Source organism: Lachnoclostridium sp. An196 (assembly GCF_002160135.1).
Classification (GTDB): domain Bacteria; phylum Bacillota; class Clostridia; order Lachnospirales; family Lachnospiraceae; genus Hominiventricola; species Hominiventricola avistercoris.
On record NZ_NFJZ01000001.1, the window covers coordinates 78,355 to 104,858 of the forward strand.

The window sequence follows — 26,504 nt, forward strand, 5'->3', positions numbered from 1 at the left end:
TTGCAGAAGAGCGATCAAGGAATCGGGCGGCAGAAATGCCGTCCGATTTTATTATTAAGAAAGTGTTCAGGATCTGTTAAGAACTGTCAATTATGCTGATATTAACAAAAGCGCTTTTGATCATTTGAAAACAGAGTGAGGAAAATCAGAATGAAGAAGAGATGGATATTAGCGGGAACCATGTCTCTGGTTTGCGTATCTTTTCTCCTGGCAGGGATATACAGAAAACAGACAGAGGATAAAAAAAGAAAGGAAGATTCCGGAACAGTCAGAACGGTGCAGGTGACACGGCAGAATCTGATCGATTCCATAGGCGTCACGGGAACCGTTGAAAGCGCTGATTCCAGAGATGTATCAGCGACAGCAAAAAATGTAAAAGTACTGGAAGTCCGGTATCAGGAGGGTGATTTCGTGGAAAAAGGAGATGTGGTCGTGGTTTTAGACTCCTCGGATCTGAAACGCAGGCTTCAGCAGGAGGAAAATAATCAGAAACTTAGTGAGTATAAAGAAAACAAACTGATTGAAACCGCAGAAGAAGGTTATCGGGATGTGGTGTCAGACGGCACGGAAGAATATAATCAGGCAGTAAAACAGGAAACCGCGGCAAAAGAGGCTCTTCAGGAAAGCGGCGGAAAACTGAGCAAAGCGGCGGAAACACTGAAACGTCGGGAAGCGAGAGTCGCAGAAGCGGAAAAAGCATTAAAGCAGGCTGGTGAAGAAGAAAAAACGGATATGGAAACAGCACTTCAGGAAGCAAAAGCTTCTTATACAGAAGCGCATCAAGAGTACATGGCGTTGGAGGAAGAAGAAAAAAGAGCGCAGGAGACTTATCAAACGGCATCTGAAGCTTTAAAGCGCGCGGAAGAAAAAAATGCCCGAAGTATAAAGACAGCGGCAGACCAGCTGGAACAGGCGAAAAAAGAACACGCATATTCCAATGACAGCAGCCAGGAACAAATAGAAGATTATAAAAATCAGATTGACAGCTGTATGGTTGCCGCACCTGTCTCTGGAGTGATTACTGCAATGAAAGTAGCGGAAGGAGATACTTATATGGGGGAATCAAATCTTCTTTTTACTGTGGCGGATAAGGACCACTTTGTGATATCGGCAGCAGTCAGCGAATATGAGGTGGCAAATATTTCCCGAGAAATGAAGGCAGCCGTTTTGGTGGAGGCCGCAGGAAGCGAAGAAATTCCGGCGGAAGTTTCCTATGTGTCTCCTACCGCGGAAAAAGCAGAGGAAGGAAACGCTTCTTACAAAGTCCGGATTGCCCTGGAAGGGGAGCAGGATCGTTTGAGGGCCGGAATGACCGCGAAAGCAAGTATTATTCGGGAGGCGGTCTATGATGTGTTGACGGTTCCTTATGATTGCGTGACGACGGACGAGGACGGAAATACAGTGATTTATGCGGACGATAATGGAGAAAAAACAAAGATTCCGGTGACAGAAGGGAAGAAAAGCGGTTATTATGTGGAGATTTCAGGAGACGGCGTGGACGAAAATACGATGGTGTATTATATGACGGAATTGAAAGACGATATGCCGTCGGAAGAAGAACAGGAAGATTTTAATTTTGGGGACAGTTTTTATGAGGAGGAATTATGATGCGGAGAAAGACCATGATCAGATTTACGGATGTCAGAAAACGTTATTATATAGGGAAGCCAAATGAACTGGAAATCCTTCATGGCATTGATTTAGAGATCCAGGAGGGAGAGTTTGTCTCAATTGTCGGGGCGTCAGGTTCCGGAAAATCTACAATGATGAATATTATAGGGATGCTGGACCGTCCGACAGAAGGAAAATATCTTCTGGATGGTATGGAGACAGAAAAACTGAAAGATAAAGAGTTATCGGCAATCAGAAATAAAAAAATCGGATTTATTTTCCAGACCTACAATTTGATCAGCCGTACAAGCGCGCTGAAAAATGTAGAACTTCCCATGCTCTATTTTGGCCTGGATGGAAAGACCAGAAACCGCCGGGCGAAGGAACTTCTGAATATGGTGGGAATGGGAGAGCGGATAGGACATCGTCCGGATGAACTCTCGGGAGGCCAGAAACAGAGAGTAGCGATCGCCAGAGCAATGGCGAATGACCCGGCGGTGATCCTGGCAGATGAACCCACCGGCGCCTTGGATTCAGTGACCGGGAGAATGATTATGGATATTTTCCGGCGCCTTCACAAAGAGCAGGGAAAGACGATTGTACTGATCACTCACTCTCAGGAACTGGCGGAAGAGACGGAGCGGATAGTGACATTGAAGGACGGCGTTATTGTGGGAGAGAGAAGAGGAAAAGCATGTTGATATGGGAAAACACGAAGCTTGCGTTGAACGGGTTGATAGCCAATAAGATGAGATCCTTTTTAACCATGATTGGAATTGTGATCGGGATTGCGTCGGTGATCGCGATAATGACACTGGGTAATTCGATTGGAATGTCAGTGCGTCAATCGATGGATTCCCTGGGGGCAAATCAGATTGTGGCAGGTATACAGAAAAAGAATACAGGTCAGAAAATAAGCTCGGAAGGGTTGACCTATCTGGACGGACCGCGGGTGGAAAAGCCGTCGGAAACAGATTTGATTACCCAGGAAATGCTGGATGAAATAAAAGAACGATTTGCGCGTGAGATCATGGGAATATCTTTGACGGAGCAGGTGGGAGAAGGAAAGATACAGACGGCGGAGAAACGAGCGTATGTGGAAATAACAGGATATAATTATGACGGTCTGGAGAATGAAAGGCTGACGCTTCTGGCCGGAAGGACACTGACTGAAAGAGATCAGGAAGAGGGCAGAAATGTTGTCCTGGCATCGGAAAAGATGGTACGTAAAATTTTTGGGGACCATCTTGCAGATGCCGTGGGGAATACGGTAGAAGTGCTGATGGATAAACAATACGTGAAATATACAATTGTAGGAGTCTACCAATATGAAGAATCGGCTATGGATTTTACAGTTTCGTCCGAGGATGATATGAGATCCGTTCTTTATTTGCCGCTGAAGGCTGCAAGGGAACAGAAGCATAATACATCGGGATATACTCGGTTTACGGCGCTGGCTGCTCCGGGAGTAAACGTGGAGGAAGTATCAAAAGAACTTCAGAGGCATATGAATGAGCAATATTACCGGAATAATGAAAGCTTTCAGATCTCTGCCATGAATATGGAAGCCATGGTAAAAAGCGTGACTCGGATGGTTTCGGGAATCTCTCTTGTGATAGCCGCGATAGGAGGAATCTCTCTGTTGGTAGGAGGGATCGGCGTCATGAACATTATGCTGGTATCGATTACAGAGAGGACCAGAGAGATCGGAACGAGAAAAGCGCTGGGAGCAGACAATAACTCAATCCGGATTCAGTTTATCATGGAGTCGGTTGTCCTGTGTATGATCGGAGGCGTGCTTGGCGTCCTGCTGGGAATTGGAGTCGCTTTTGCGGCCACAAGGGCTATGGGATATCAGATCAGTCCGTCGCTATATGGAATCGCGGCATCTGTAGGTTTTTCTGCATTAATAGGTATCTTCTTCGGATACTATCCGGCGAACCGCGCCGCCAAAATGGACCCGATAGAAGCGCTTCGGTACGAATAAAAAAAGATTGCTTTTTACTGGTTGTCATTTTACACTGTAAAAAACAGCGGAGGATAGAAAATGAGATGGAACGTCCAAAGATATTGCTGATAGAAGATGATGAGGATATCCGGGAGGGAATCCGTATTCTGCTGGAAAGTGAAGATTACAGAGTTGCAGAAGCAGGGAATGGGAGAGATGGACTGAAGCTTCTGGATCAGGATACGGACCTTGTCATACTGGATGTAATGCTTCCTGGAAAATCAGGCCTGAGAATCTGTGAAGAGATACGGAAGACGTCATTTGTGCCTATCTTGTTTCTGACGGCAAAAGCGCAGGAGTCCGACCGCCTAATCGGTTTGATGGTAGGAGGAGATGATTATCTTTCAAAACCGTTTTCCTATGCAGAACTTCTTGGAAGAGTGAAAGCGTTGCTGCGCCGTTACCGGATATATCATGGAAAGGAAGGACTGGAACGGGCAGATGCACGGAAGCTGGAACTGGCGGGAATACAAATCGAAGAAGAATTTCATGAAGTAATCGTCCGGGGACGGCAGGTAGAACTGTCTGAGATCGAGTACCAGATACTTCTGCTGATGATGAAATATCCCGGCAAGATTTTTTCCGCTCAGAATCTGTATGAAAGCGTCTGGCAAGAACCGTATTTTTACAGTTGCAATAGTACGGTGATGGTGCATATTCGCAGGCTCCGGGTTAAAATTGAGAAAGATCCTCAAAATCCGGAACTGATAAAAACCGTATGGGGAAAGGGATACCGCTTTGAGGGACATGGAAAATAAAATACATTCGCTTGGATTTCGTCTTGTAAAGCTGCTGCTGTTGGCCGCGATACTGGCATTCACAAGTTTTCAGCTGCTGTATGCCGCGGGCATTCGTGCGGTAAGGGCGTGTGTGGAAAATGATAACTATGTCAAACTTATGGATGAGAAATTTGCCGTCAGGCTGCAGGACTATATAAAAACAGAAAATCTGTCGGTTTCGGATACAGAAAAACTGAACTGGTGGTCCGATAGGCACTGGGAAGCAGAAATTCAGATTTTCAAAGAAGGGATTCTTCTGTATGATTCTTATTATCCGGAAGGCCTGCCGGCGGCAGCAGAAGGGTGGGAAATGCCGGAGGGCGGCAGAACATTGGTGTTCGCGGATGGAGAAGCGGAACTGATGGTTTACGGAAGCTATGGATACCGGCTTTACGTGGGCGTACTGGTGGCTGCGCTGCTGGCTTCTTTTGGCATATTTCTTCTGACGGTTATGGCGGGGATTCGCAGGACGATCCGGTATATCGGGTTGCTGAACACGGAAATACGCGTCTTGGAGACAGGAGAACTGGATCATCCGATAACAGTACAGGGAAAAGATGAACTGGCAACTTTGGCGAAAGAACTGGACGATATGCGCAAAGCATTCCGGGAACAGAACCGGCGTGAGGCGGAACTGACGGAAGCTTATCGAGGCATGATTACAGGAATGTCGCATGATTTGAGGACGCCGCTTACTTCATTGCTGATTTATACGGAAATGTTGGATAAACGGAGGTTTCAAAGTGAAGAACAAATGTGGTCATATATAAAAAAGATTAGTAAAAAGGCGCATCAGATGAAACAGATGTCTGATCGAATTTTAGAATATGCGTTGTCCGGAGAGCGGGAAGAACAATTCCGGATGGATTATATTCCGGAACAGGAGGCTTTTTATGATCTGTTTTCTGAAATGGAATCTTATCTGAGTCAAAAAGGATTCCGAACAGCCGTGAAGATGGAATGGTCAGAGCATCCGATCTGGGTCTGTGAAGAGTATCTGATCCGTATATTGGACAATCTGGTTTCAAATCTGGAGAAGTACGCGGAGCCGGAGTCTTTGGTGGTGATCCGTACGGTTGAGGATGCTGATTCTGCAGGATTTCAGATCATGAATCAACGCAGAGAAATGACGGAAGAGGCAGACAGCAGCGGCATAGGGCTTCGAAATATCCGGCGTATGATGGAAAAGATGGGAGGGCGTTGTATGGTGGACGGGGAAGGAGAGAAATTTCAGATGGAATTATTATTCAGAAAATGAGAAAAGAAAAACAGGAGACTTTCCAGTCTCCCGCTTCCCTTCCATTTTCGCATTCTTGCATAATTCTCAAGATAAAAAACATATGAAGCTTTCATGCTTAATTTATTTTTACGTAAGAATTTGTTGAAATGTCCGAATCAGATTAAAGTTTGGTCACGTTGGTGGCCTGCGGTCCTTTGGCTCCGTTTACTACTTCGTATTCAACGGCCTGGCCTTCCTCAAGAGATTTGAAGCCCTCCATATTCAGCCCGGTATAGTGAACGAATACATCGTTGCCGTTCTCATCGGAGATAAAACCGTAGCCTTTCTGGTTGTTGAACCACTTAACTGTACCTCTGTTCATTGTGGTACCTCCTTAAAATAAATACGTGCTTTTTGGCACATCCTAAGACTACCATAGTTTACCGGGAGTGTCAAATGAAATCGGACGATCAACCGGACAGCCGCGGTGGAAACGACAGGTATGAAAACGCCCGGAAGAACATAGATTGGGTAATAATACCAGGGGGCATATGAATTGAAAAAAATCCTCTTTGTCAATCTGATGATCCTGTTGATATTCGCCGGAGCATCATACTGGACGGAAGTGGGGCGGGGGATGCAAAAGACTGCCGCGCAGGCTGTTCCAGAGACGCAGGAAGAACGATCGGAGAATACGGACGAGGAAGAGGATACCGAAGAGAAGGAAGAAGATTACATACGCTGGGTGGATTTCCAGGTGTCGGAGTTCGCCATGTCCGAGGCCTACGAATACGACAGGGACACTTACGGTACGGACGCGCATGTGGGATGGGTGGACCTTCTGGCATGGACCGCGGCGCACACAGGGGGAAATTTTGATGACGACCGAAAAGTCCTGAGTCTGCTGACGGAACTGGAAGATAAGATCAGTCGGGGAGAGTCGCTGGAACAGATGACGTCGGGACTGGAGTATTTTCCATATTATAAAGAAGCGTATGAAGCCGTCCTGGGCGGCATGGTCGGGGAGTTTGAGATCGAAGAACCGGCAGAAGGAAAAGACGGGAAAAAGAACTGGGTGAAAAAATACGGATTGAAGGCCTTTCATCCCATCGCGAAAGGATTTCCGTACAGCGACTATGACGATTTCGGAGTGTCCAGAACCTACGGATACAAAAGAAATCACCTGGGACATGACATGATGGGGCAGACAGGAACTCCGATTATTAATGTGGAGTCCGGTTATGTGGAGGCATTGGGCTGGAACCAGTACGGAGGATGGAGGATCGGAATCCGCAGTTTTGATAAAAAACGGTACTATTATTATGCCCATCTGCGACAGGGATTTCCCTATCAGCCGGAACTGAAAGAGGGCTCTGTGGTGCTGGCAGGAGATGTGATCGGATATATGGGACATACAGGGTACAGCACCGAAGAAGATACCAATAATATCGATACGACGCATCTGCATTTTGGAATGCAGCTGATTTTTGATGAATCTCAAAAGGAGGGGAACAACGAGATCTGGATCGACTGCTATCAGATCGTGCGGTTCCTGTACCGGAACCGTTCAGAGACAGAGCGCAACGCGGAAACAAAAGAATGGAGGCGGATCTATCTTTTTAAAGACCCGGACGCGGCAGCTTATGAGCGGACGGTGGATTTTTCCATGTATCCCTGAATGTGAAAGTTTTACTTTTCCTGCCGGAAGTGTTATATTGAATGGCAGAGGTGATAGATATGCTGGGAGAATGTCATGCCCATGTGATCATGGACGGCGTCAATTATAAAAATGCGGTGGCGCTCCATAAAGACGGAGTATGTGAGGAGGCGGTCCGAAAACATCTCAAAGCGTATCAGGACGCAGGGATAACATTTGTACGCGACGGAGGCGACGCGCGCGGCGCGTCTGCATTGGCAAAAGAACTTGCGGGAGAGTACGGGATCGACTATCGGACGCCTCTTTTCGCGATTCATAAAAGAGGACATTACGGCGGGATTGTGGGTTTCCCTTTTGACAGCCGCCGGGAGTACCGGGAACTGGTCGGAAAAGCAAAAGAAGAGGGCGCTGATTTTATCAAAATTATGGTCAGCGGACTTCTGGATTTTGCCCATGCAGGCACATTGACGGAAGAAGGACTGACTGAGGAAGAGATACAATATATGATCGGAACGGCTCATGACGCGGGAATGGCGGTTATGGCCCACTGCAATGGGAATGAGACCTGCCGGTACGCGATCCGCGCAGAGGTGGACAGCCTGGAGCACGGTGCTTTTATGGAGGATGAGACGCTTTTGCTGCTGTCAGAAAGCCGTACGGTATGGATTCCTACTTTTTCGCCTATAGGAAATCTGCTGGGATGCGGCCGGTTTCCGGATGAAGAGATAAGGAAAAATCTGGACGGACAGATGAAACGGGTCAGAAAAGCTGCAGAACTGGGCGCGTGTATCGGCCTGGGCAGTGACGCAGGAGCATACCTGGTGCCCCATGGAACTGGAACCCTGGATGAGCATGCTTATCTGCACCAGGCCGGTGTGCCGGACGGACTGCTGTGTGAAGCGGAAGAGCAGATTCGTCTGAGATTTAAAAGATCGTAAGCAGATCTGAGAACCGGTCGATGGTATAGTCCGGATCTTCAACCTGTCCGAATCCATAGGATGCGTAGCAGAACGGAACCCCGGCCGCGGCGCACGCCTGCTGATCCCCGGAAGTGTCGCCTACATATACAGGGTGTTCCAGATGATTGCGGTCGGCTACAAGACGGATATTCGGACCTTTTTCCAGGCCGGTATGGCCGGGGCATTCAAAATCCCGGATACAGGGGCCCAGGCCGGTCTTTTCCAGAAACAGCTCAATATAGCCGGACTGACAGTTGCTGACGATAAAAAGAGACGTGGTTTTTGACAGGCTGCGTATGGTCTCGGCCACGTCCGGATAGAGAATATTCTGACGGGACTCCCGGAGAAATTCATGTTCTCTTTCGCAGCAGGCCTCGATCAGCGGATAGCGCTGCTCCGGCTCCAGGAAAGGAAAACAAAGATCGGCAATATGGGGCAGCGTCTTTCCGAAGAGCTGCTGAAGCTGCTGCGGGGTGAAATGGACCGGGACATCGGGACGGGGATCCACCACATCGTTCCAGGCGTCTGCCACAATCCCGGTGGAATTCCACAGAGTACCGTCTATATCCAAGATAATACCGTCTGGTTTCATATTTGTATGATCCTCCTGAATGTAAAAATAGAATGCGGACGGAACCGCTTTATCTAACATAGCACGGCCGTGAATCTGACGCAAGAGAAAAGGATAAAATATGAGATATGATAGAATAGAAGAGGCAGTATTTCTGTCCCGGCCCAACCGGTTTGTGGCTCGGGTGAGGACAGAACAGGGCGAAGAAGTCTGCCATGTAAAGAATACCGGGCGATGCCGGGAGCTGCTGATACCGGAGACGCGTATCTGGGTGCAGAGAAATGAAAGCCCGTCCCGGAAGACGGCGCTGGATCTGATCGCGGTGGAAAAAGAAGGCCGGGTCGTGAATATAGATTCCCAGATCCCCAATAAAGTGGCGGAAGAATGGATCCGTTCCGGGCATTTGTTTGAAAATCCGCAGGTGATCCGTCCGGAAACCCGTTACGGGAATTCCCGTTTTGACCTTTATCTGGAGAATGAAAACAGCAGCATGTTTCTGGAGGTGAAAGGAGTGACTCTGGAGGAGGAAGGCGTGGCCCGCTTCCCTGACGCGCCGACTGAAAGAGGTGTGAAACATGTGGAAGAACTGATCCGCTGTCGGGAAGAAGGATACCGGGCAGGGATTTTATTTGTCGTCCAGATGAAGGGAATCCGATATCTGGAACCGAATGACCGGACCCATCCGGAGTTCGGGGAGGCGCTTCGGGCGGCCGGGAATGCCGGTGTAGAGATACGTGCAGTGGACTGTCTGGTGACGCCGGAGTCCATACAGGCGGACCGGCCGGTGGAAGTAAGGCTTGGAGAGAAAAACGAATGATGGAATACATTGTAAAACCGCTGCTTTCATGGTATGATGAACATGCCCGTATTCTTCCCTGGAGGGAGGAGATCAGTCCTTACCGGGTCTGGGTATCAGAGATTATGCTGCAGCAGACCCGCGTGGAAGCGGTAAAACCATATTTTGAACGGTTTGTAAAGGCTTTGCCGGATGTGCATGCTCTTGCAGAGTGTCCGGAGGATGAGCTGCTGAAGCTGTGGGAAGGACTGGGATATTACAACCGTGTCCGCAATATGCAGAAAGCGGCGCGTGTGGTCGCAGATAAATACGATGGAGAATTCCCGGCAGATTATAAGAAACTGCTGGAACTTCCTGGAATCGGGCACTATACGGCGGGCGCGGTCAGCTCCATTGCTTTCGGCATCTGCACGCCTGCGGTGGACGGAAATGTGCTTCGGGTGTTGTCCCGGCTTCAGGCCAGTTATGACGACATTTTAAGCCAGAGCGTGAAGCATGCTTTTGAAGAAGAATTGCGGAAGATCATTCCTGAAGACCGGGCCGGAGACTTTAATCAGGCGCTTATAGAGATTGGCGCCATTGTCTGCGTCCCCAACGGGAAGGCAAAGTGCGGCGAATGCCCGCTGAGCTTTTGCTGCAAGGCAAAAGAAAAAGGAATCGTGGACGAGCTTCCCAGGAAGAAGGCAAAGAAAGAGCGTCGTGTGGAGAACAGGACGGTGCTGGTCTTAAGGGAAGGGAACCGGGTAGCGATCCGGAAACGTCCCGGAAAAGGTCTGCTGGCAGGTCTTTATGAACTTCCGAATCTGGAAGGCGCTCTTAATGACGAAGAAGTACTCTTAAAACTTAGGGAGTGGGGATTTTCTCCTATCCGGATCCTTCCCCTGGCTCCGGAGAAACATATCTTCAGTCATGTGGAATGGAGGATGACCGGATACGCGGTCAGTCTGGAAGAGTCGGAGAATATGGATAAAAACGGCCTGTTCTTTATAGATGCCGGAGAGACAGAAGAAAAATATCCGATCCCGGCAGCGTTTGCCGCATATGTGCGGTATATGGACATTGTGCTGGGACAGGAAAAATATGAGGAAGGAAGAAAAGATGTTTGACAGTGTGATCATAGGAGCCGGCGTTGCCGGCAGTGTAGCTGCCAGAGAGCTGGCAGAAAGCGGACGCAGCGTGCTGGTGCTGGAACAGAGAGACCATATCGGAGGAAACTGCTACGACGAGCCGGACGAGCATGGAATACTGATCCATAAATATGGTCCCCACATATTCCATACGAAAGAAAAGAAGGCATATGATTATCTGTCCAGATTTACCGACTGGTATGCATTTGGCCATGAAGTGGTGGCGAATGTATATGGAAAGCTGATTCCGGTGCCCTTTAATCTGAATACGCTTCATATGGTATATGAAAAAGAAAAAGCGGACACCCTGGAGAAAAAGCTGATAGAGACTTTCGGCATGGGAAGCCGTGTGCCGATCTTAAAGCTTCGGGAGCAGGAAGATCCCGAGATCCGTCAGATCGCGGATTATGTCTATGAAAACATCTTCCTGCATTATACGATGAAACAGTGGGGGCAGACTCCGGAAGAGATCGATCCGGCCGTGACCGGACGGGTGCCGGTGGTGATCTCTTATGATAACCGGTATTTTCAGGAACCATGGCAGGGAATGCCTCTGCATGGGTATACTCCCATGTTTGAAAAGATGCTGGACCATCCGAAGATCAGGGTGGAGACCGGCGTGGACGCCCGCAGCCGCATCCGGTTCGAAGAGGACCAGGTGATTCTGGATGGAGAGCCGTTCTGCGGAGAAGTGATCTATACCGGTCCGGTGGATGAATTGTTTAATTGCTGCTTTGGACGCCTTCCTTATCGGTCTTTGAGATTTGATTTCGAGTATCTGGATCAGAAGGATTATCAGGGACATAGTGTGGTAAACTATACAGTAAGCGAAGATTTCACCCGCATTACAGAGTTCAAGTATCTGACCGGACAGAAAGCTCCGGGAACGACGATTGTGAGAGAGTATCCGTTTGCGTATACCGGGGCGGAGGGCGAGATCCCTTATTACTCCATTGCCAATGAAGCGAACCAGGCATTGTATGAAAAATACCGCGCGCTGACGGAAAAGATTCCTAACGTATGGCTGTTGGGACGTCTGGCAGAATATAAGTATTACAACATCGATGCCATGGTGATGAAAGCGCTGGAACTAACAGAGAAAATAAAACAAGAGGTGTAAGATGAAGTTATTATCGATAGCGGTCCCCTGCTACAATTCGGAAGCATATATGAGAAACTGTATTGAATCCCTGCTCCCGGGCGGAGAAGAAGTGGAGATTATCATCGTGGACGACGGCTCCACGAAAGACCGCACGCCCCAGATCGCGGACGAATACGCCGCCAAATATCCCACTATCGTCAAAGTGGTGCATCAGGAGAACGGCGGCCACGGGGAGGCGGTCAATACAGGACTTAAAAATTCTACCGGCGTGTATTTCAAGGTGGTGGACAGCGACGACTGGCTGGACGCAGAGAGCTACCAGAAAGTGCTGAAAAAGCTGGGAGAACTGGTGCGGGCCGGAGATGCCGTCGATATGGTGATCTGTAATTATGTCTATGATAAACAAGGCGTTAAACACAAGCGTACGATACGTTATACGACAGCTTTTCCGGTGGAACAGGTGTTTACCTGGGGAGATGTAAAACATTTCCATCTGGGACAGTACATTCTGATGCATTCCGTAATCTATCGTACAGAGATGCTTCAGAGCTGCGGGCTGGAACTTCCGAAACATACTTTTTATGTAGACAATATTTTTGTGTATTATCCGCTGCCTTACGTCAAGACTTTATATTATATGGACACGGATCTGTACCATTATTTTATCGGCCGCGCGGACCAGTCTGTCAATGAGCAGGTTATGATCGGCAGGGTGGACCAGCAGATCAAGGTCAATAAAATTATGATTGACCAGTATGATCTGCGGGCGATCCAGAATACTAAGCTGCGTAAATATATGGTGAGTTATCTGGATATCATGATGACTGTTTCGTCCATCATGCTGATCCGTTCCGGTACAGAGGAAAGTCTGCAAAAGAAAAAAGACCTGTGGCAGTACCTTAAGAATAAGGATGCAGGTCTTTATTACAAATTATATTTCGGCATCTTCGGCCGCGCCATGAATCTTCCCGGAAAAGGTGGGAGAAAGGTTTCGGTCTTTGCCTATAAGCTTGCCAATAAAGTCATGGGCTTTAACTAACATGCCGGAACGATAGACAAGATCGTTCATAAACATTCCAAGCAGGATACCGGTAAAGACGTCGATGCAGGAATGCTGTTTTAAAAATACCGTGGACAGGATGATGGTTACGGCTAAAAACCGTGACCCTCGGACTGTCCATTTGTTTTTTGCCAGCCCCGGCGTATGCACGACTGCCAGATGAGCGGCAATGGAATTGAATACGTGGATGCTGGGCAGAATATTGGTCGATGTATCTGCCTGATAAAGGAAGCATACCATCCGGATAAAAATGTTGTCCCGGTCGAATTCCGTGGGCCTGAGCAGATGGCCGTTCGGATACAGGGCGGAGGCGATCAGGAAAACAGTCATGCCTGTATAAAGAAATACGATATATTTATAATAGTTTTTCCGGTCTTTGAAAAAAAGCCAGACGAATACGACCGCAACATACAAAAACCACAGGAAATACGGGATGATGAAGTATTCACAAAACGGAATCATCTGATCCAGCGGAAAATGGATAACATGGTATGGGCGGGCTTCCTTCCCTTCCAGATACATAAAACATCCCAGATAGAGAGGAAGATAGAGAGTTGTCCATATATGCGGATGGCGAGATAAAAATATTCTGAGTTTCTGACGCATAGTTACCCTCCTTCTGTTTTCTTATTTCTGCGCCATAATAGCACAGGATTTTCAGGAATACAATAGGGAGAAATCCGAAGAATTCTTAAAAAATTCTGAATATGGATACAATATTGACTTTCAATATATGTAAAATACAGTTGACTTGCCAAAATGGCTGTGATATACTCTACCACGCTGCAAAACCCACAAAACCAAGGTCTTTCCGGGCTTGCGCCGCCGATTCCCGGCGTTAAATGAATCGAGTGTTCGAGACCTTCCACTCGTAAAACAAAACTAAAGGAGACAATTGCATATGAAAACAAGAAACAAGACACTATTCCTCGCTCAGGCAGCGGTGATCGCAGCCGCTTACACGGTGCTCTGCATCGCTTTCGCACCGATCAGCTATGGAGAGATTCAGGTTCGTATTGCGGAGGCGCTGGTGATCCTGCCGTTTTTCACGCCGGCAGCAGTGCCGGGACTATTCGCGGGATGCCTGCTTTCTAACATCCTTGGAGGATCTGTCCTGCTGGATGTGATCGGAGGAAGTATCGCCACGTTGATCGGAGCAGTCGGATCATATTATCTGAGGAGAAATAAAGTTCTCATATTGATCCCGCCGATTCTGGCCAATGTGTTGATCGTGCCTTTTGTCCTGCGTTACGGATATGGCACCAATCTTCCCATCCCATTTATGATGCTGACAGTGGGGATCGGAGAGATCATAGCGGTAGGCGTGCTGGGAAGCGTGCTTCTCAGAGCGCTGGAAAAATCCGGCACCATGATTTTTAAGAAGAATCAGGGCGCATATTGATGAACGTATGCGGAGAATGGATCCGCTGAAAACAGCGGCCGCCCGTGTGGAATCACAGGAATGGATTTCACACGGGCGTTTTTTGACATTTGCCGGATCTGTCAGCGCTTCATCTTCGACTCAAAAAGGAAACTGGACAGATAAGAAAAAACAAGAGCGGCGCAGATGCCGGCTGCGCCGGCAGTAAAGCCGCCTTTGAAGATCCCCAGAAAACCTTCCGCGTCTATGGCTTTTTTGACGCCTTCCCATAAAATGTTTCCAAAGCCGAGCAGGGGCACGCTGGCGCCCGCTTTCGCATATTCCTGAAAAGGAGCGTAGATTCCCGCGGCACTCAGCACGACACCGCTGCATACGAGAAGAACCATGATCCTGCCAGGCATGAGTTTGGTTTTCTCCATAAGAATCTGTACCAGGGCGCAGATCAGTCCGCCGATCCAGAATGTGTTGATATAATCCATAAAATACCCCCTTACATTAACAGAATCCCCTGCCGGAAAAAAAATATGCAAAAAATAAAAAAAGTGCTTGCAATTTCCAAAGAGCTATGGTATTTTATAAAAGTGCTCGGCGCGAGCACACAAAATACGGTCGATTGGTCAAGCGGTTAAGACGCCGCCCTCTCACGGCGGAAACAGGGGTTCGATTCCCCTATCGACTGCTGAACAGAGCCAGAAAGCTTTCCAAAAGTTTTCTGGCTTTTTCGTATGTCCGCACTCTTGTTTTCTGAGTATTGTTTTGCTATAATGAGACAGAATATGTAAACCTGTAAATCCGATACAAAAGAGGCCGTTTATGATTGAGATTATTATCATTGTTCTGGTATTATACGTAGTGTTTTATGTAAAAAATGCGGACAGAAAAAAGAGCAGGGAACAGGACCCGGCAAAAAGAATGGCGGCCAGAGAACGTGCGGCGGGCAGGAGAAAGCCGAAAGCATCGGCGATTCCTAATAGGCCCAGAGTAAAACGTAAGAAACAGGAACCGGAAGTTCCGGAGCTGCAGCCGGATACAAGGAGAAAGTCCTGTACCTATGAGGCTGCGTACTCAAAAGGAAAACCTTCCCGCATAGGAATGAGGGGAGATTATGAGACGAGTATTCCGTCAGGCATGAAAAGAGTGATATGCTCCTACTGCGGCGCGGAAAACTTTGTACCGGCAGAGAGCCATGAACATTATCACTGCTTTTTTTGCTGGGAAAAATTATAAGATGAGGGAATGACATTGAGTAAGATAGCGATTGTGACGGACAGCAACAGCGGAATCAGTCAGGAAAGAGCAAAAGAGATGGGGATCTTTGTGCTTCCCATGCCTTTTTTAATCAACGGGAAAGAACATCTGGACGGGATAGATCTCTTTCCGCCAGAGTTTTATGAATATTTAAAACAGGACGCGGATGTGTCCACTTCACAGCCGTCTCCGGAATCGGTTACGGCATTGTGGGACAAAGTGCTGGGAGAGTACGATGAGATTGTTCATATTCCTATGTCCAGCGGCTTGAGCGGAAGCTGCCAGACGGCGAAGATGCTCGCAGAGGATTATGACGGTAAAGTAGAAGTGGTGAATAACCAGAGAGTATCCGTGACGATGGTGCATGCCGTCATGGATGCGCAGAAATTGATCGCCGATGGAAAGAGCGCGGCGCAGGTCCGGCAGATCCTGGAAGAGGAAGCGCTCCAGTCCAGTATCTACATTACGGTGACTACTCTGAAATATTTGAGAAAAGGCGGAAGGATCACGCCGGCAGTGGCCGCACTGGGTACAGTGCTGCGCCTTAAGCCTGTACTGCAGATTCAGGGAGAGCGTCTGGACAGTTTTGCAAAAGTAAGGACGATGCATGCGGCAAAGCAGGTAATGCTGGACGCGATGCACAAAGACATGGATACCCGTTTTACAGGGTGCCGTATGCGTCTCGCGATCGCGCATACAAATAATCAGGAGGCAGCCATGGAATTTAAAAAGGAAGTGGAGGCTGAGTTCCCGGGAGTCGGAGAGATTCTTGTTGACGAACTGTCTCTGAGCGTGGCATGTCATATTGGTGATGGTTCTTTAGCCATCGCCTGTTCAAAAGTTGTAGAATAGGGGATGGATTCCATTGGATAAATACGAATACCGTCTGAAGGCGGAACAGATTGAGAAACTGGTTAAAAAGAAAGATTATAAAACAGCGGCGAAGATCGCTGACACTATTGACTGGCGCAGAGTAAAGAATCTGAGCATGCTCTACATTGTGGCTGAGATTTATGAAGAGCTGGAACGATACGAGGACTGCATGGAGATCCTGAATATCGCGTATGACCGTGCCCCGGTAGGACGTATGCTGCTCTATAAGATGACAGAGACCGCTACGAAGATGCACAACTTTGAAGACGCGATTTCCTTATATCGGGAATTTGTCAAGCTGGCGCCTCACGATCAGAGCCGGTATATCCTGAAATATCAGATATACCGGGAGAGAGGCTCCAAGATTGAGGACCAGATCAAGATTCTCCGCGAATACAAGGCGCATGAGTATCAGGAAAAATGGGCCTACGAACTGGCAGAGTGCTATGCCAAGGCAGGCATGACAGAAGAATGCGTCAGGGAATGCGATGAACTGATACTCTGGTTCAGTGAAGGCGAATACGTTGCAAAAGCCATGGAACTGAAGATGCAGTTTGAACCTCTGACGGCTGCCCAGCAGGCTCAGTATGACCGCATGCTGGGCAATTCGGGAGCGGCGGATATCCACGAGGATGATTTTGAGGAGCAGGGGGTGCCTACTTATAATACAGATAAATTCAGCACCGTTAATCTGCAGGCAGAGCTGGCGGCAAATCTGGATGAGCTGCTGCAGTCGGATTCGACGATAGAGATCCCGCCGCTGACTCTTCCGGAGCCGGAGACGCCTTCGAAGAAAGAAGAGGTACCGCAGACAGAGAGAGAGGAAGCGGAGCCGGAGATCAGGCTGGAGGAACTGATTTTGGAAGAGCCTGTTGGGCCAGAAACGGAAGAAGCCGAGGGGGAGCTGAAGGCAGAGGAGGAAGCGGAACCGGAGATCGAACTGGAGGAACTGACCCTGGAAGCGCTGCCTGTGGAGCCGGAACGGGAAGAACCCGAGGGAGAGCTGCAGACAGAGGTAGAGGAAGCAGAGCCGGAGATCGAACTGGAAGAGTTGACCCTGGAGACACCGCCTGCAGAGCCGGAGATCGAACTGGAAGAGTTGACCCTGGAGACACCGCCTGCGGAGCCGGAGATCAAGCTGGAGGAACTGACCCTGGAGACATCGCCTGCGGAGCCGGAAACACAAGAGCCGGAAGACCTCATAGTGCCGGATCTGGAAGCGCCGGAAGTGGAACCGATAGAGAAACCGGAACCGGAGCAGCCGGCCGGACAGATGACCATTGAGGACGTTCTTGCGGAGTGGGAAAATAAAAAAGCGGAGACAGAGGCGAAGATCGAGGCGGAAGCCGGTCTGGTCAAAGCCCGCAGAGAAAAGGTGAGACAGGAAACTGCCGAACTGATGAAATTGATAGCGGGAGATACCAGCCGTCTGCCCCGGGATGTGAAAGAAATTCTGGACGAAATCGATGAAGAGAGCCGGCAGAAGAAAGAAGGATCGGGAAAACCGGAAGAGCCTCTGCCGCAGATAGAACCGTCGCTGGAAGAAGAGGGAATTACCCTGGAAGAACTGAAGCTGCCGGAGGAAACGAAAACGCGCCGTCCGGATGGAGACAGTTATGCCAGACATAAAAAAAACAGAGTGTCCGGCGATACCGCGGCCATGAATATGATTCAGGAACTGGAAAAGTCTCTGGCTACAGAAGTGTCGGAAATGGCAGTGAACGCAGGACACCTGACAAAAGAGCAGGCCCGGCTGTTCGCCTATTTCACTTCAGTGAAAGGCATGAGCGGCCAGCTGGCAGAACTCTTTAAAGGCAATGTACGACCGAACCGGAAAAATTCATCTAACGGCAATCTGGTGATTACCGGAAAGAGAGGAAACGGCAAGACGACGCTGGCTATCGATATCGTGAAAGCCCTGCAGAAGCAGAACCGGATCGAAGGAAAGAAACTCGCCAAGATCAGCGGACGGAATCTGAATACCAAAGACGTACAGGAAGTTCTCGGAAAAGTAAAGGGAGGGGCGCTGATTATTGAAAATGCGGGGGCTCTTTCGGATTCGGCGCTGGTGGCTCTGAGCCTTGCCATGGAAGGAGACACCGGCGGGCTCTTGATTATCCTGGAAGATTCGGCAGAGGCAATTCAGAAGATCTTCTATAAGAATAAGAATTTTTCGTCGAAGTTCGATCATACCATTGACATCCCGGTCTTTACCAATGACGAACTGATCGCGTTTGCGAAGTCTTATGCGCTGGAGCTTAACTGCACGTTTGACGAATTTGGCGTGCTGGCACTTTATGACCGGATCGGCAGCCGTCAGACTCTGGATCATATGGTGTCTGTGGCGGAAGTCAAGGATATTGTGGACGGGGCGATCTCCCATGCGGAGAAACGGAATGTACGGCATTTGTTTGAGAAGATAGCCAAGAAAAATGTGGATGAGTTCGGCAATCGTATTTTACGGGAAGAAGATTTTGAAGTATCATGAATATATTGACAGCAAAAGGAATCAGTAAAACTTTTACGGACAGGAAATTGCTGGAAGAGGCAGATTTCAGTCTGGAGGACACAGACAAGGTGGGCATTGTCGGTATCAACGGTACCGGCAAGTCCACCCTTTTGCGTGTCCTGGCCGGAACAGAAGAACCGGACGAGGGAGAGGTGATAAAAGGGAATCGGATCTGTATCCGTTTCCTGCCTCAGAATCCGGAATATCCTTCCGGGATGACTGTGTATGAATATATGCAGAAATACGGAGAGGAGAAAAACGGGTGGAGCGCAGAGGGCGATATCAAATCTGTTCTGGAACGTCTGGGATTCGGAAACGGAGAGGAACTTCTGGATCATCTGTCCGGCGGACAGCGCAAGACGGCGGCACTGGCGGCGGCGCTGCTGGCTCCCAGCGATATTCTGCTTCTGGACGAGCCCACGAACCATCTGAATATTGATATGGTGCTCTGGCTGGAACGTATGCTGGCACAGAGAAAAGGAGCTCTGGTCATGGTGACGCACGACCGGTATTTCCTTGACCGGGTGTGCAGTCGGATTGTGGAGATTGATAAAGGGAAATTATATAATTATCAGACCAATTTTGCGGGATTTCTGGAGGCCAAGGCGGCGAGGGAGGATCTGGAGCTGGCTACCTACCGCAAGAATAAAAATATCCTCCGCATGGAGCTGGAATGGATGCGCAGGGGAGCCAGGGCCCGTTCTACCAAACAGAAGGCACATATCCAGCGGTATGAGGAACTGAAAGAAAATACAAAGGCGCCGGAGAAGGACGGGAAAGTGCAGATCGGCACCGTGGCTTCCCGGCTGGGGAAAAAGACACTGGAGCTGAAGCATATTTTCAAGAGCTTCGGAGAGAAAACTCTGATAGACGATTTCAGCTACGCATTCCGGAAACAGGATCGGATCGGTTTTGTGGGGCCGAACGGATGCGGCAAGACGACCTTGATGAAGATGATCATGGGTCTGGAAAAGCCGGATCAGGGAGAAGTGATTCTGGGACCGACGGTCAGGATCGGATATTTTTCACAGGAAAATGAGACTCTGGATTCCCGGCAGAAAGTAATTGATTATATTCGCGATACGGCGGAGTACGTGCGTACGGAAGAGGGAATGGTTTCTGCGTCGGGAATGCTGGAACGGTTTCTTTTTGACGGAGCGCTGCAGCATTCTCTGATCGGGAAATTGTCCGGAGGAGAGAAAAGGCGCCTGTATCTGCTGAAGGTATTGATGGAAGCGCCGAATATCCTGATTCTGGACGAACCCACCAATGACCTGGATATTCAGACGCTGGCAATTCTGGAAGAATATCTGGAGCATTTTCCGGGGATTCTGATCGTGGTATCCCATGACCGGTATTTCCTGGACAAAACAGCAGACCGTCTGTTCGCCTTTGAGGGCCGGGGAAAACTTCGGCAGTACGAAGGCGGTTATTCGGATTATCTGGAAAGCCGCCGAGCGGAGGCTGGTTCTGAAGTTTCAGCAGGGAAAAAGGTGAAAGCCGTCGGGGAAAAGACGGAAAAAGTAAGAACCAGAAAGCTGAAATTCACCTGGCAGGAACAGAAGGATTATGAAACGATCGAAGAAGTGATCGCCGGCATTGAGGAAAAGATTGCGGAGCTGGAAAAACAGATGGAAGCGTCTGCCACAGATTTTGTGAGACTCAATCAGCTTACGGAGGAGAAAGAAGAACAGGAGCGTCTTTTGGAAGAAAAAATGGAACGGTATGTATATCTCTGCGATCTGGCGGACCGGATCGCAGAGCAGTCTTAATTTGTCAGGCGAAGAGTCCCCGGATCACCTGGGATACCGTGGAGATCCGGTCCAGATACTGAACATTGTCTCCGCAGAATATCAGGCCGTTTTCCACATCGCCCTGTACGGAACGGATCAGAGCCTGGGTGATGCAGTATGGTGCTTCTTTGGGATTGCATTTTTCCAGACAGCGGTAGCATTTGGTAATGTTTTCCCGGCCCAGTTTCATCTTTTCCAGAAAAGCGTTGCGGATGGCTCTGGCGGGCATGCCTACGGGACTTTTGATGATCTCGATATCCTCCGCGCGCGCATTTACGTACGCCTGTTTAAACGCTTCAGAGGCATCGCATTCTTCTGTGGTCACGAAAGGCGTCGCCACCTGAACGCCGTCTGCGCCCAGAGAAAAGGCGTGACGGACCTGCGGAGCGTTCATGATGCCGCCGGCCAGGATGACAGGAATCGAGGTCTGAAATTTTTCCTCATATCCTCGTACGCAGGCGATGATTTTCTGAATCTCCAGGTCATAAGAGAAGTCGAATCCCTTTTCGCCTATATGACTTAATTCTTCATTGGAGAAGCCCAGATGTCCGCCGGCGTGGGGCCCCTCGATGATCAGAAAATCCGCGGTGCGCTTATAATGGCGGTCCCACATTTTGAGGATAATGCGGGCGGCTTTTTCGGAAGAAACGATGGGAGCGATCTTTGTATCGGTCCCTTTTACATATTCCGGCATATCCACCGGAAGGCCGGCGCCGGAGATGATCACATCGGCGCCCGCCTTTGCCGCCGCCTTTACATAGTCAGGATAATCCCTGGTGGCTGTCATGATATTATAGCCGATCAGTCCGTCGCAGGAGCCGTCTGCTTTTGCGGCAATTTTTTTTGCCTGTTTCAGTTCGCTGACCATGGCTCTGAGATTCGCTTCTTTTGAATTATCGGGAAAATCCGGTTCTCGGAATCCGATCTGCGCGGTGGAGATGACGCCTATGCCGCCTTCGCGCGCGACTGCTCCGGCCAGGCCGGACAGACTGACACCCACTCCCATGCCGCCCTGAATCAGGGGGAGAGCAGCGGTTTTTTCTCCTATCTGCAAAGGTTTGATATTCATATAGTAAAATCCAGTCCCTTTCCGGGCAAACACCCTATAATTATTTTGAAAATCAAAATAATTATAGGGTGCCGTATGGGAAATGTCAATATATCTAGTATAAAAAACTACATAAAATGGTGAGAAAAATGACGTAATCTAATCCGACACGGCTTCTTCGGCAAACTGTGTCGTGACCAGGTCCTCGTAAGGCGTCCATTCCGGAAGTTCTCCGGCTTCCTGAAGGATGTTCTGCAGAAGGTCAAAGCTGTCTTTTTCGAAGATCAGATTGTCTTTCCAGGTATCCTGATCGTAGTACCTGGTGACAATGGTGGTGATGGTTTCCAGGTCCGTTTCTTCAAACTGCGGCTGGATCACTTTGGCGATCTCCTCAGGAGTATGCGTCTGCACATATTCCATCCCCTTCTGGAGTGCGTTGGTAAATGCCTGCAGGATTTCCGGATGTTCGTCTATATAGCTCTGTTTTGCGCTGTAAGCGGTGTAGGGAACGTATCCGGAGGCTTCGCCCAGAGAGGCCACTACATATCCGGCCCCTTCCTGTTCCAGCGCGGTCGCGGAGGGCTCGAATTCTACGGTAAATTCACCCTGTCCGCCGGAGAAAGCCGCTGCCGTGGAGCCGAAATCAATACCCTGGTCGATAGTCAGGTCCGCGGCCGGGTCGATGCCGTTCTTTTTCAGGATAAATTCGAAGACCATCTGAGGCATTCCGCCTTTTCTTCCCCCAAGTACATAGGCCCCTTTCAGGTCTTCCCACCGGAAGTCATCCATAGGTTCCCGGGACACGAGAAAATTGCCGGCCCGCTGAGTAAGCTGCGCGAAATTGACGATATAGTCGTCGGGGCTCTGTCCGTAAATGTAAATGGAGGATTCGCTGCCCATGAAACCGATATCGGCTTCTCCGGAGATGACAGCGGTCGCTACTTTATCCGCGCCGAAACCGGTGACCAGATCCAGGTCGATTCCTTCTTCTTCAAAATATCCGTTTTCAATGGCTACATACTGGGGGGCGTAGAAGATGGAGTGAGCTACTTCGTTAAGCGTGACTTTCGTGAGCCCTGAGGAAACCGAAACGTTTCCATTGCTGTCTGAACAGCCTGTCAGGAGGCACAGACCTAGAACCGCTGTGCCTATACATGCGGTGATTCGCTTTTTCATATGATTCTCCCTGCGTTTGCTGTGTTCCTTATACTATATGCGAAAAGCAGGGAAGAGTGAGAATGAGATGACAAACTGTAAATATTACCGAAATATAAACGCATGTAAACAAACTTAATTAATTTTTAATAAAATTTAAGAAAAATGAGAACTATGGATGGACAGAAAGAAAAGGATGCTATAAAATGGTTCCTGAGATTTGGAAGACCTGAAATCTAAATATACCATATGTAAATGGAGGAACTTATGAAAAAAAGGTATGTATTGATTGGACTTCTGGTGATCCTGCTGGCAATTGCGGCAGGAGTGGCGGCGTTTACACATTATTTTTTGTCAGCGGAAACAAGTATCAGGGATTCCTGGGAAGTGGAGACCGGGGATTTGCTGATGTCTGATGAAGAGTACGGGGTGTCTGCCTACGAAGCGGATGTGGAATCTGATATAAATGTGATCAGCTTGCTGCCGGATGAGATTGAAGACGAGGGATTTACATACTATGAGGAAACAGTGCAGCAAAGAATTGCGGCAGCCCTGGTACAGGCGGGGGAGAATGGCAGCTTTACGCTGGAAAGCCCTCTGGCCGTGCTGAATCCTTTCGGAACCGGGAGCAATGGTCTGTATCTGTATTTTACCACGGACTGGGCCAGCCAGATCCGATATACGATTCATGTGGATGACGAAAGTATACCGGATTATACGGCAGTGGCAAATAACGGGGACAGGGAATTTTCCCGGATGCATGAATTCCTGATGATCGGTCTGGTGCCGGGAGAGACGAACCATGTGACGCTGGAAGTGCTCGGAAAATACGGAAGGGTGCAGAATACGGCAGAGTTTACGATTACAATGCCGGAGCCTCAGTCGGGATATGCTACAAAACTGGAGTATACGGACGGGGAAGCGGCAGGCGGACAGACGGAAGGCCTTTTCTATACGATCCGTACGGGCGGTTATACAGGATATGCCTTTTTCTATGATAATTCCGGTATCATGCGGTATGAGATGGTGCTGGAGGGATATGGACTGGACCGGATGCTCTGGTACGAAGGGGAGATGCTGACCTGTGCGTCTGCTTATAAGATCGCCCGCTTTAATCGTCTGGGACAGGTGACGCAGACTTATGCGCTGGATGGTTATGAAATGCATCATGATATGGTGTTTTCGGGGGATAACAGCCTGGTAGTGCTGGCCAGCGAATATGAAAGTACAGATGTGGAAGATCTGCTGCTGGAAGTGGATCTGGTGACAGGAGAAGTGACGGAGCTGATTGATTTCAAAGATGTTCTTCCGGAATATTACGAGAATTATGCCCATGTAATCGGGCTGGACGATGAGTTTAAATGGCTGGCGGGGAAAAAAGACTGGATTCATCTGAATACCGTGCAGTATATGGAAGAAGACGACAGTGTGATCGTCAGTTCCAGAGAGACGTCCACAATTATCAAAGTCCGTGATATCCATGGGAGCAAGGAACTGGACTATCTGATCGGAGATGAGAATTTCTGGAAAGATACGCCATACGAATCGTACAGTTACACAAAGGTGGGCGATTTCACTCCCCAGTATGGACAGCATACCGTTGAGTACGCCGGGAATGAAGGGCTCGAGGAAGGACAGTATTATCTCAGGCTGTTCGACAACAATTACTGGAGCTTGAGTACCAGAGACAGTTATGAGCCGGATCTTCCGGACAGTGTGGGAACTGCTCTGCTGGATGATTCTAAATACTCACACGTATATTTTTATCTGGTAGATGAGAATGCCCGTACTTATGAGCTGGTGGACAGCTTCGACGTGCCGTACTCCAGTATCGTATCAAATGTAACGCCTGTGGGAGATAATTATGTGGTCAACAGCGGCTGCAGCATGGTGTTTGGCGAATATACCCAGGATGGAACATTAATTCGTGAATATTCATATGAATGTACACTGCAGACCTATCGGGTGATGAAAGGAGATTTTATAGGCTTCTGGTTTGCGGAGTAAAGATACAGCGGGGCCGCTGCAGTTTTGCAGCGGCCCTATTGTTATGCCGGGGTATCATCGTCTTTTTGATTGTCCTGTTTGCCAAAAGTGCGGTACAGCCACATGTATATATACAGCAGAACAGGGAGAATAACAGTGGCTGCGAAGGCCGCGGTCAGCATTTTTCTCGAGCCGTCCTGTCCGGTAAATGCCAGAATAAAAGTGATCAGATAGAGAACGGCGATGATCAGGACAGCGGAAAGTGCCAGGATGCGTTTGAGTTTTTGATGCATAAATTTTTTCCTTTCTTTTTATTCCCGCAGGCGGCGGGCTGAATTGTTTAAATGGTCTGAGTCTGTTCTGAAAACCATTATACTACAGATAACTTCTTTTGTTAATTCTGACTATTCATACCTGTACAAAAAGTAGAAATTGAATAGAAGAGAATGGAATTCACTGCCGGATTTACAAGGACAGAAAATAGAATTATACTGAAATACAAAGAGGCATGGAAACCGCTACAAAAGGTAGGAAGAGGACAGCCATGCCCGAAAAGGAGGAGAGAGGTATGTTATCTGTAAAAGAGAATTTTTTTGAGACCGTAAAACCGGATGGACATCCGGACAGACTGATGAAGCAGTATGAGGGACTGGCGTTTCTGAACATGAACCCGGTTCTGAAATACATCAGAGGAGACCGGCATCCGGGTATGCCGCCTACAAAGGACCGTTTTGGCACGGAGATTCTCTGGCCGGAAGGACAGGTTGCGGCTATGCCTCATGTAACTGAAGCCAACAAGGTAATTCCGGACATCACAGAATGGAAGGATTATCTGAAAATTCCGGATATTGTAAAAGAATGCTCCGATCCGGCTCTGTGGGAGCCATATATCAAACAGGCGGAAGAGTACAGAGCGGAGGGCAAGATTCTGATGGGATATCTTCCGACAGGCCTGTTTGAGCGTCTGCATTTCCTGATGGGATTTGAAGATATGCTGATGAATTTTCTGCTGGAGCCGGAGGCTATGCACGAATTGATCGATGCGATCGGTGAATATCGTTATCAGTTTATGAAAATGTCCGTAGATTATCTGAAGCCGGATGTGGTTATTTCTCATGATGACTGGGGCTCCAAGAGGTCGATGTTTATCAGCCCGGATACCTGGAGAGAGTTTATCAAACCGCATTATCAGAAAATGTACAGTTATATGAATGAGAAAGGCGTTCTTGTCATGCACCATGCGGACTCTTTCCTGGAGCCGATTATTGACGATATGGTGGAAATCGGCATCAACATCTGGCAGGGGGCGCTTCCGGAGAATGATATTGTAAAGATCCAGAAGCAGGTGAACGGCAAGATGACGCTGATGGGCGGCATCGATGCGTCTGTTGTTGACAGAGCGGATTCTACAGAAGAAGAGATCCGTACGGAGGCAAGAAGAGTCTGCGAGACCTATGCGCCGGGCGGACATTTTATCCCGTGCATCACTTACGGCGGACCGGGATGCCTGTACAAACACGTGGATCCCATCATCAATGATGAGATCGACAAGTACAACAAGAAAGTATACGGGGTTTAAAATGATCGGGGGCTCCTGCGGGGGCCCCGTACCAAAAGAAGGA

The 26,504-nt window shown here is 48.8% G+C and carries 25 protein-coding genes and 1 tRNA gene; 19 read left to right on the forward strand and 7 right to left on the reverse strand.

Going from position 1 to position 26,504, the window contains the following annotated elements:
- Positions 1 to 150 precede the first annotated feature (150 nt).
- The 5 genes from B5F29_RS00335 to B5F29_RS00355 all read left to right on the forward strand — a co-directional run bounded on the left by B5F29_RS00335 (position 151) and on the right by B5F29_RS00355 (position 5,656).
- A complete protein-coding gene (locus B5F29_RS00335) occupies positions 151 to 1,608 on the forward strand; it encodes an efflux RND transporter periplasmic adaptor subunit (RefSeq protein WP_087152694.1) in 1,458 nt (485 codons plus the stop codon).
- Positions 1,605 to 2,312 carry an ABC transporter ATP-binding protein gene (locus B5F29_RS00340; protein ID WP_330397500.1) on the forward strand — a complete coding sequence of 236 codons (708 nt, stop codon included), beginning with the start codon at positions 1,605 to 1,607 and terminating at the stop codon, positions 2,310 to 2,312. Before B5F29_RS00335 ends, B5F29_RS00340 begins: the two co-directional genes overlap by 4 nt.
- Positions 2,306 to 3,598 (forward strand): ABC transporter permease, encoded by a 1,293-nt coding sequence (locus B5F29_RS00345; RefSeq protein ID WP_087152695.1) that lies wholly within the window; start codon positions 2,306 to 2,308, stop codon positions 3,596 to 3,598. Before B5F29_RS00340 ends, B5F29_RS00345 begins: the two co-directional genes overlap by 7 nt.
- A 65-nt stretch (positions 3,599 to 3,663) precedes the next feature.
- Positions 3,664 to 4,377, forward strand: a complete 714-nt coding sequence (locus tag B5F29_RS00350) for a response regulator transcription factor (RefSeq protein WP_087152696.1) — start codon at positions 3,664 to 3,666, stop codon at positions 4,375 to 4,377.
- Positions 4,367 to 5,656: a sensor histidine kinase gene (locus B5F29_RS00355; RefSeq protein WP_087152697.1), complete on the forward strand. Its 1,290-nt coding sequence runs from the start codon at positions 4,367 to 4,369 to the stop codon at positions 5,654 to 5,656. Before B5F29_RS00350 ends, B5F29_RS00355 begins: the two co-directional genes overlap by 11 nt.
- A 142-nt stretch (positions 5,657 to 5,798) precedes the next feature.
- On the opposite strand, the gene B5F29_RS00360 is transcribed toward B5F29_RS00355, so the two are convergent.
- Positions 5,799 to 5,999, reverse strand: a complete 201-nt coding sequence (locus tag B5F29_RS00360) for a cold-shock protein (protein ID WP_087152698.1) — start codon at positions 5,997 to 5,999, stop codon at positions 5,799 to 5,801.
- Between the two features lie 174 nt (positions 6,000 to 6,173).
- On the opposite strand from B5F29_RS00360, the gene B5F29_RS00365 reads away from it, so the two are divergent.
- Both B5F29_RS00365 and B5F29_RS00370 read left to right on the forward strand, forming a co-directional pair.
- Entirely contained in the window at positions 6,174 to 7,295 is a 1,122-nt protein-coding gene (locus tag B5F29_RS00365) for a M23 family metallopeptidase (protein ID WP_242955536.1), read from the forward strand.
- A gap of 41 nt (positions 7,296 to 7,336) precedes the next feature.
- Positions 7,337 to 8,212 (forward strand): amidohydrolase family protein, encoded by an 876-nt coding sequence (locus B5F29_RS00370; protein WP_242955537.1) that lies wholly within the window; start codon positions 7,337 to 7,339, stop codon positions 8,210 to 8,212.
- On the opposite strand, the gene B5F29_RS00375 is transcribed toward B5F29_RS00370, so the two are convergent.
- Positions 8,199 to 8,825, reverse strand: a complete 627-nt coding sequence (locus B5F29_RS00375) for an HAD family hydrolase (RefSeq protein WP_087152699.1) — start codon at positions 8,823 to 8,825, stop codon at positions 8,199 to 8,201. The genes B5F29_RS00370 and B5F29_RS00375 overlap by 14 nt on opposite strands.
- Positions 8,826 to 8,925: 100 nt before the next feature.
- Between B5F29_RS00375 and sfsA the strand changes: the two genes are divergently transcribed.
- The 4 genes from sfsA to B5F29_RS00395 are packed head-to-tail and all read left to right on the forward strand — an operon-like array spanning position 8,926 to position 12,868.
- The gene (sfsA, locus tag B5F29_RS00380; RefSeq protein WP_087152700.1) at positions 8,926 to 9,621 is read left to right on the forward strand and encodes a DNA/RNA nuclease SfsA; all 696 of its coding nucleotides are present in this window, start codon (positions 8,926 to 8,928) and stop codon (positions 9,619 to 9,621) included.
- Positions 9,618 to 10,706, forward strand: a complete 1,089-nt coding sequence (gene mutY / locus B5F29_RS00385; RefSeq protein WP_087152701.1) for an A/G-specific adenine glycosylase — start codon at positions 9,618 to 9,620, stop codon at positions 10,704 to 10,706. The genes sfsA and mutY overlap by 4 nt, the downstream gene beginning before the upstream one ends.
- Complete coding sequence (gene glf / locus B5F29_RS00390; protein WP_242955538.1) at positions 10,681 to 11,847, forward strand: UDP-galactopyranose mutase; 1,167 nt, start codon at positions 10,681 to 10,683, stop codon at positions 11,845 to 11,847. The genes mutY and glf overlap by 26 nt, the downstream gene beginning before the upstream one ends.
- A 1-nt stretch (position 11,848) precedes the next feature.
- The gene (locus B5F29_RS00395) at positions 11,849 to 12,868 is read left to right on the forward strand and encodes a glycosyltransferase family 2 protein (protein WP_087152703.1); all 1,020 of its coding nucleotides are present in this window, start codon (positions 11,849 to 11,851) and stop codon (positions 12,866 to 12,868) included.
- On the opposite strand, the gene B5F29_RS00400 is transcribed toward B5F29_RS00395, so the two are convergent.
- A complete protein-coding gene (locus tag B5F29_RS00400) occupies positions 12,761 to 13,495 on the reverse strand; it encodes a phosphatase PAP2 family protein (RefSeq protein ID WP_143449096.1) in 735 nt (244 codons plus the stop codon). The genes B5F29_RS00395 and B5F29_RS00400 overlap by 108 nt on opposite strands.
- 295 nt (positions 13,496 to 13,790) lie before the next feature.
- Between B5F29_RS00400 and B5F29_RS00405 the strand changes: the two genes are divergently transcribed.
- Positions 13,791 to 14,291 (forward strand): QueT transporter family protein, encoded by a 501-nt coding sequence (locus B5F29_RS00405; RefSeq protein WP_087152704.1) that lies wholly within the window; start codon positions 13,791 to 13,793, stop codon positions 14,289 to 14,291.
- A 101-nt stretch (positions 14,292 to 14,392) separates the two neighbouring features.
- Here the strand turns inward: B5F29_RS00405 and B5F29_RS00410 are convergent, their stop codons facing one another.
- Positions 14,393 to 14,749, reverse strand: coding sequence for a SpoVA/SpoVAEb family sporulation membrane protein (locus B5F29_RS00410; protein ID WP_087152705.1), 357 nt, complete (start codon positions 14,747 to 14,749; stop codon positions 14,393 to 14,395).
- A gap of 128 nt (positions 14,750 to 14,877) precedes the next feature.
- Between B5F29_RS00410 and B5F29_RS00415 the strand changes: the two genes are divergently transcribed.
- The 5 genes from B5F29_RS00415 to B5F29_RS00435 all read left to right on the forward strand — a co-directional run bounded on the left by B5F29_RS00415 (position 14,878) and on the right by B5F29_RS00435 (position 20,672).
- Positions 14,878 to 14,949 (forward strand) — tRNA-Glu (locus B5F29_RS00415).
- A 134-nt stretch (positions 14,950 to 15,083) separates the two neighbouring features.
- Entirely contained in the window at positions 15,084 to 15,497 is a 414-nt protein-coding gene (locus B5F29_RS00420; RefSeq protein WP_087152706.1) for a hypothetical protein, read from the forward strand.
- 15 nt (positions 15,498 to 15,512) lie between these two features.
- Complete coding sequence (locus B5F29_RS00425; RefSeq protein WP_087152707.1) at positions 15,513 to 16,370, forward strand: DegV family protein; 858 nt, start codon at positions 15,513 to 15,515, stop codon at positions 16,368 to 16,370.
- A 13-nt stretch (positions 16,371 to 16,383) separates the two neighbouring features.
- On the forward strand, positions 16,384 to 18,879 hold the full coding sequence (locus tag B5F29_RS00430; RefSeq protein ID WP_087152708.1) for a hypothetical protein: 2,496 nt from the start codon (positions 16,384 to 16,386) through the stop codon (positions 18,877 to 18,879).
- Positions 18,876 to 20,672, forward strand: coding sequence for an ABC-F family ATP-binding cassette domain-containing protein (locus tag B5F29_RS00435; RefSeq protein WP_087152709.1), 1,797 nt, complete (start codon positions 18,876 to 18,878; stop codon positions 20,670 to 20,672). Before B5F29_RS00430 ends, B5F29_RS00435 begins: the two co-directional genes overlap by 4 nt.
- A 4-nt stretch (positions 20,673 to 20,676) precedes the next feature.
- Here B5F29_RS00435 and B5F29_RS00440 read toward each other — a convergent pair whose 3' ends face one another.
- Positions 20,677 to 21,762: an NAD(P)H-dependent flavin oxidoreductase gene (locus B5F29_RS00440; protein WP_087152710.1), complete on the reverse strand. Its 1,086-nt coding sequence runs from the start codon at positions 21,760 to 21,762 to the stop codon at positions 20,677 to 20,679.
- 138 nt (positions 21,763 to 21,900) lie between these two features.
- Positions 21,901 to 22,917: an ABC transporter substrate-binding protein gene (locus tag B5F29_RS00445; protein WP_087152711.1), complete on the reverse strand. Its 1,017-nt coding sequence runs from the start codon at positions 22,915 to 22,917 to the stop codon at positions 21,901 to 21,903.
- 246 nt (positions 22,918 to 23,163) lie between these two features.
- On the opposite strand from B5F29_RS00445, the gene B5F29_RS00450 reads away from it, so the two are divergent.
- Positions 23,164 to 24,903: an aryl-sulfate sulfotransferase gene (locus tag B5F29_RS00450; protein WP_087152712.1), complete on the forward strand. Its 1,740-nt coding sequence runs from the start codon at positions 23,164 to 23,166 to the stop codon at positions 24,901 to 24,903.
- Positions 24,904 to 24,944: 41 nt separating this feature from the next.
- Here B5F29_RS00450 and B5F29_RS00455 read toward each other — a convergent pair whose 3' ends face one another.
- A complete protein-coding gene (locus tag B5F29_RS00455) occupies positions 24,945 to 25,175 on the reverse strand; it encodes a hypothetical protein (protein ID WP_087152713.1) in 231 nt (76 codons plus the stop codon).
- A gap of 275 nt (positions 25,176 to 25,450) precedes the next feature.
- On the opposite strand from B5F29_RS00455, the gene B5F29_RS00460 reads away from it, so the two are divergent.
- Positions 25,451 to 26,461, forward strand: coding sequence for a uroporphyrinogen decarboxylase family protein (locus B5F29_RS00460; protein ID WP_087152714.1), 1,011 nt, complete (start codon positions 25,451 to 25,453; stop codon positions 26,459 to 26,461).
- Positions 26,462 to 26,504: the final 43 nt, after the last annotated feature.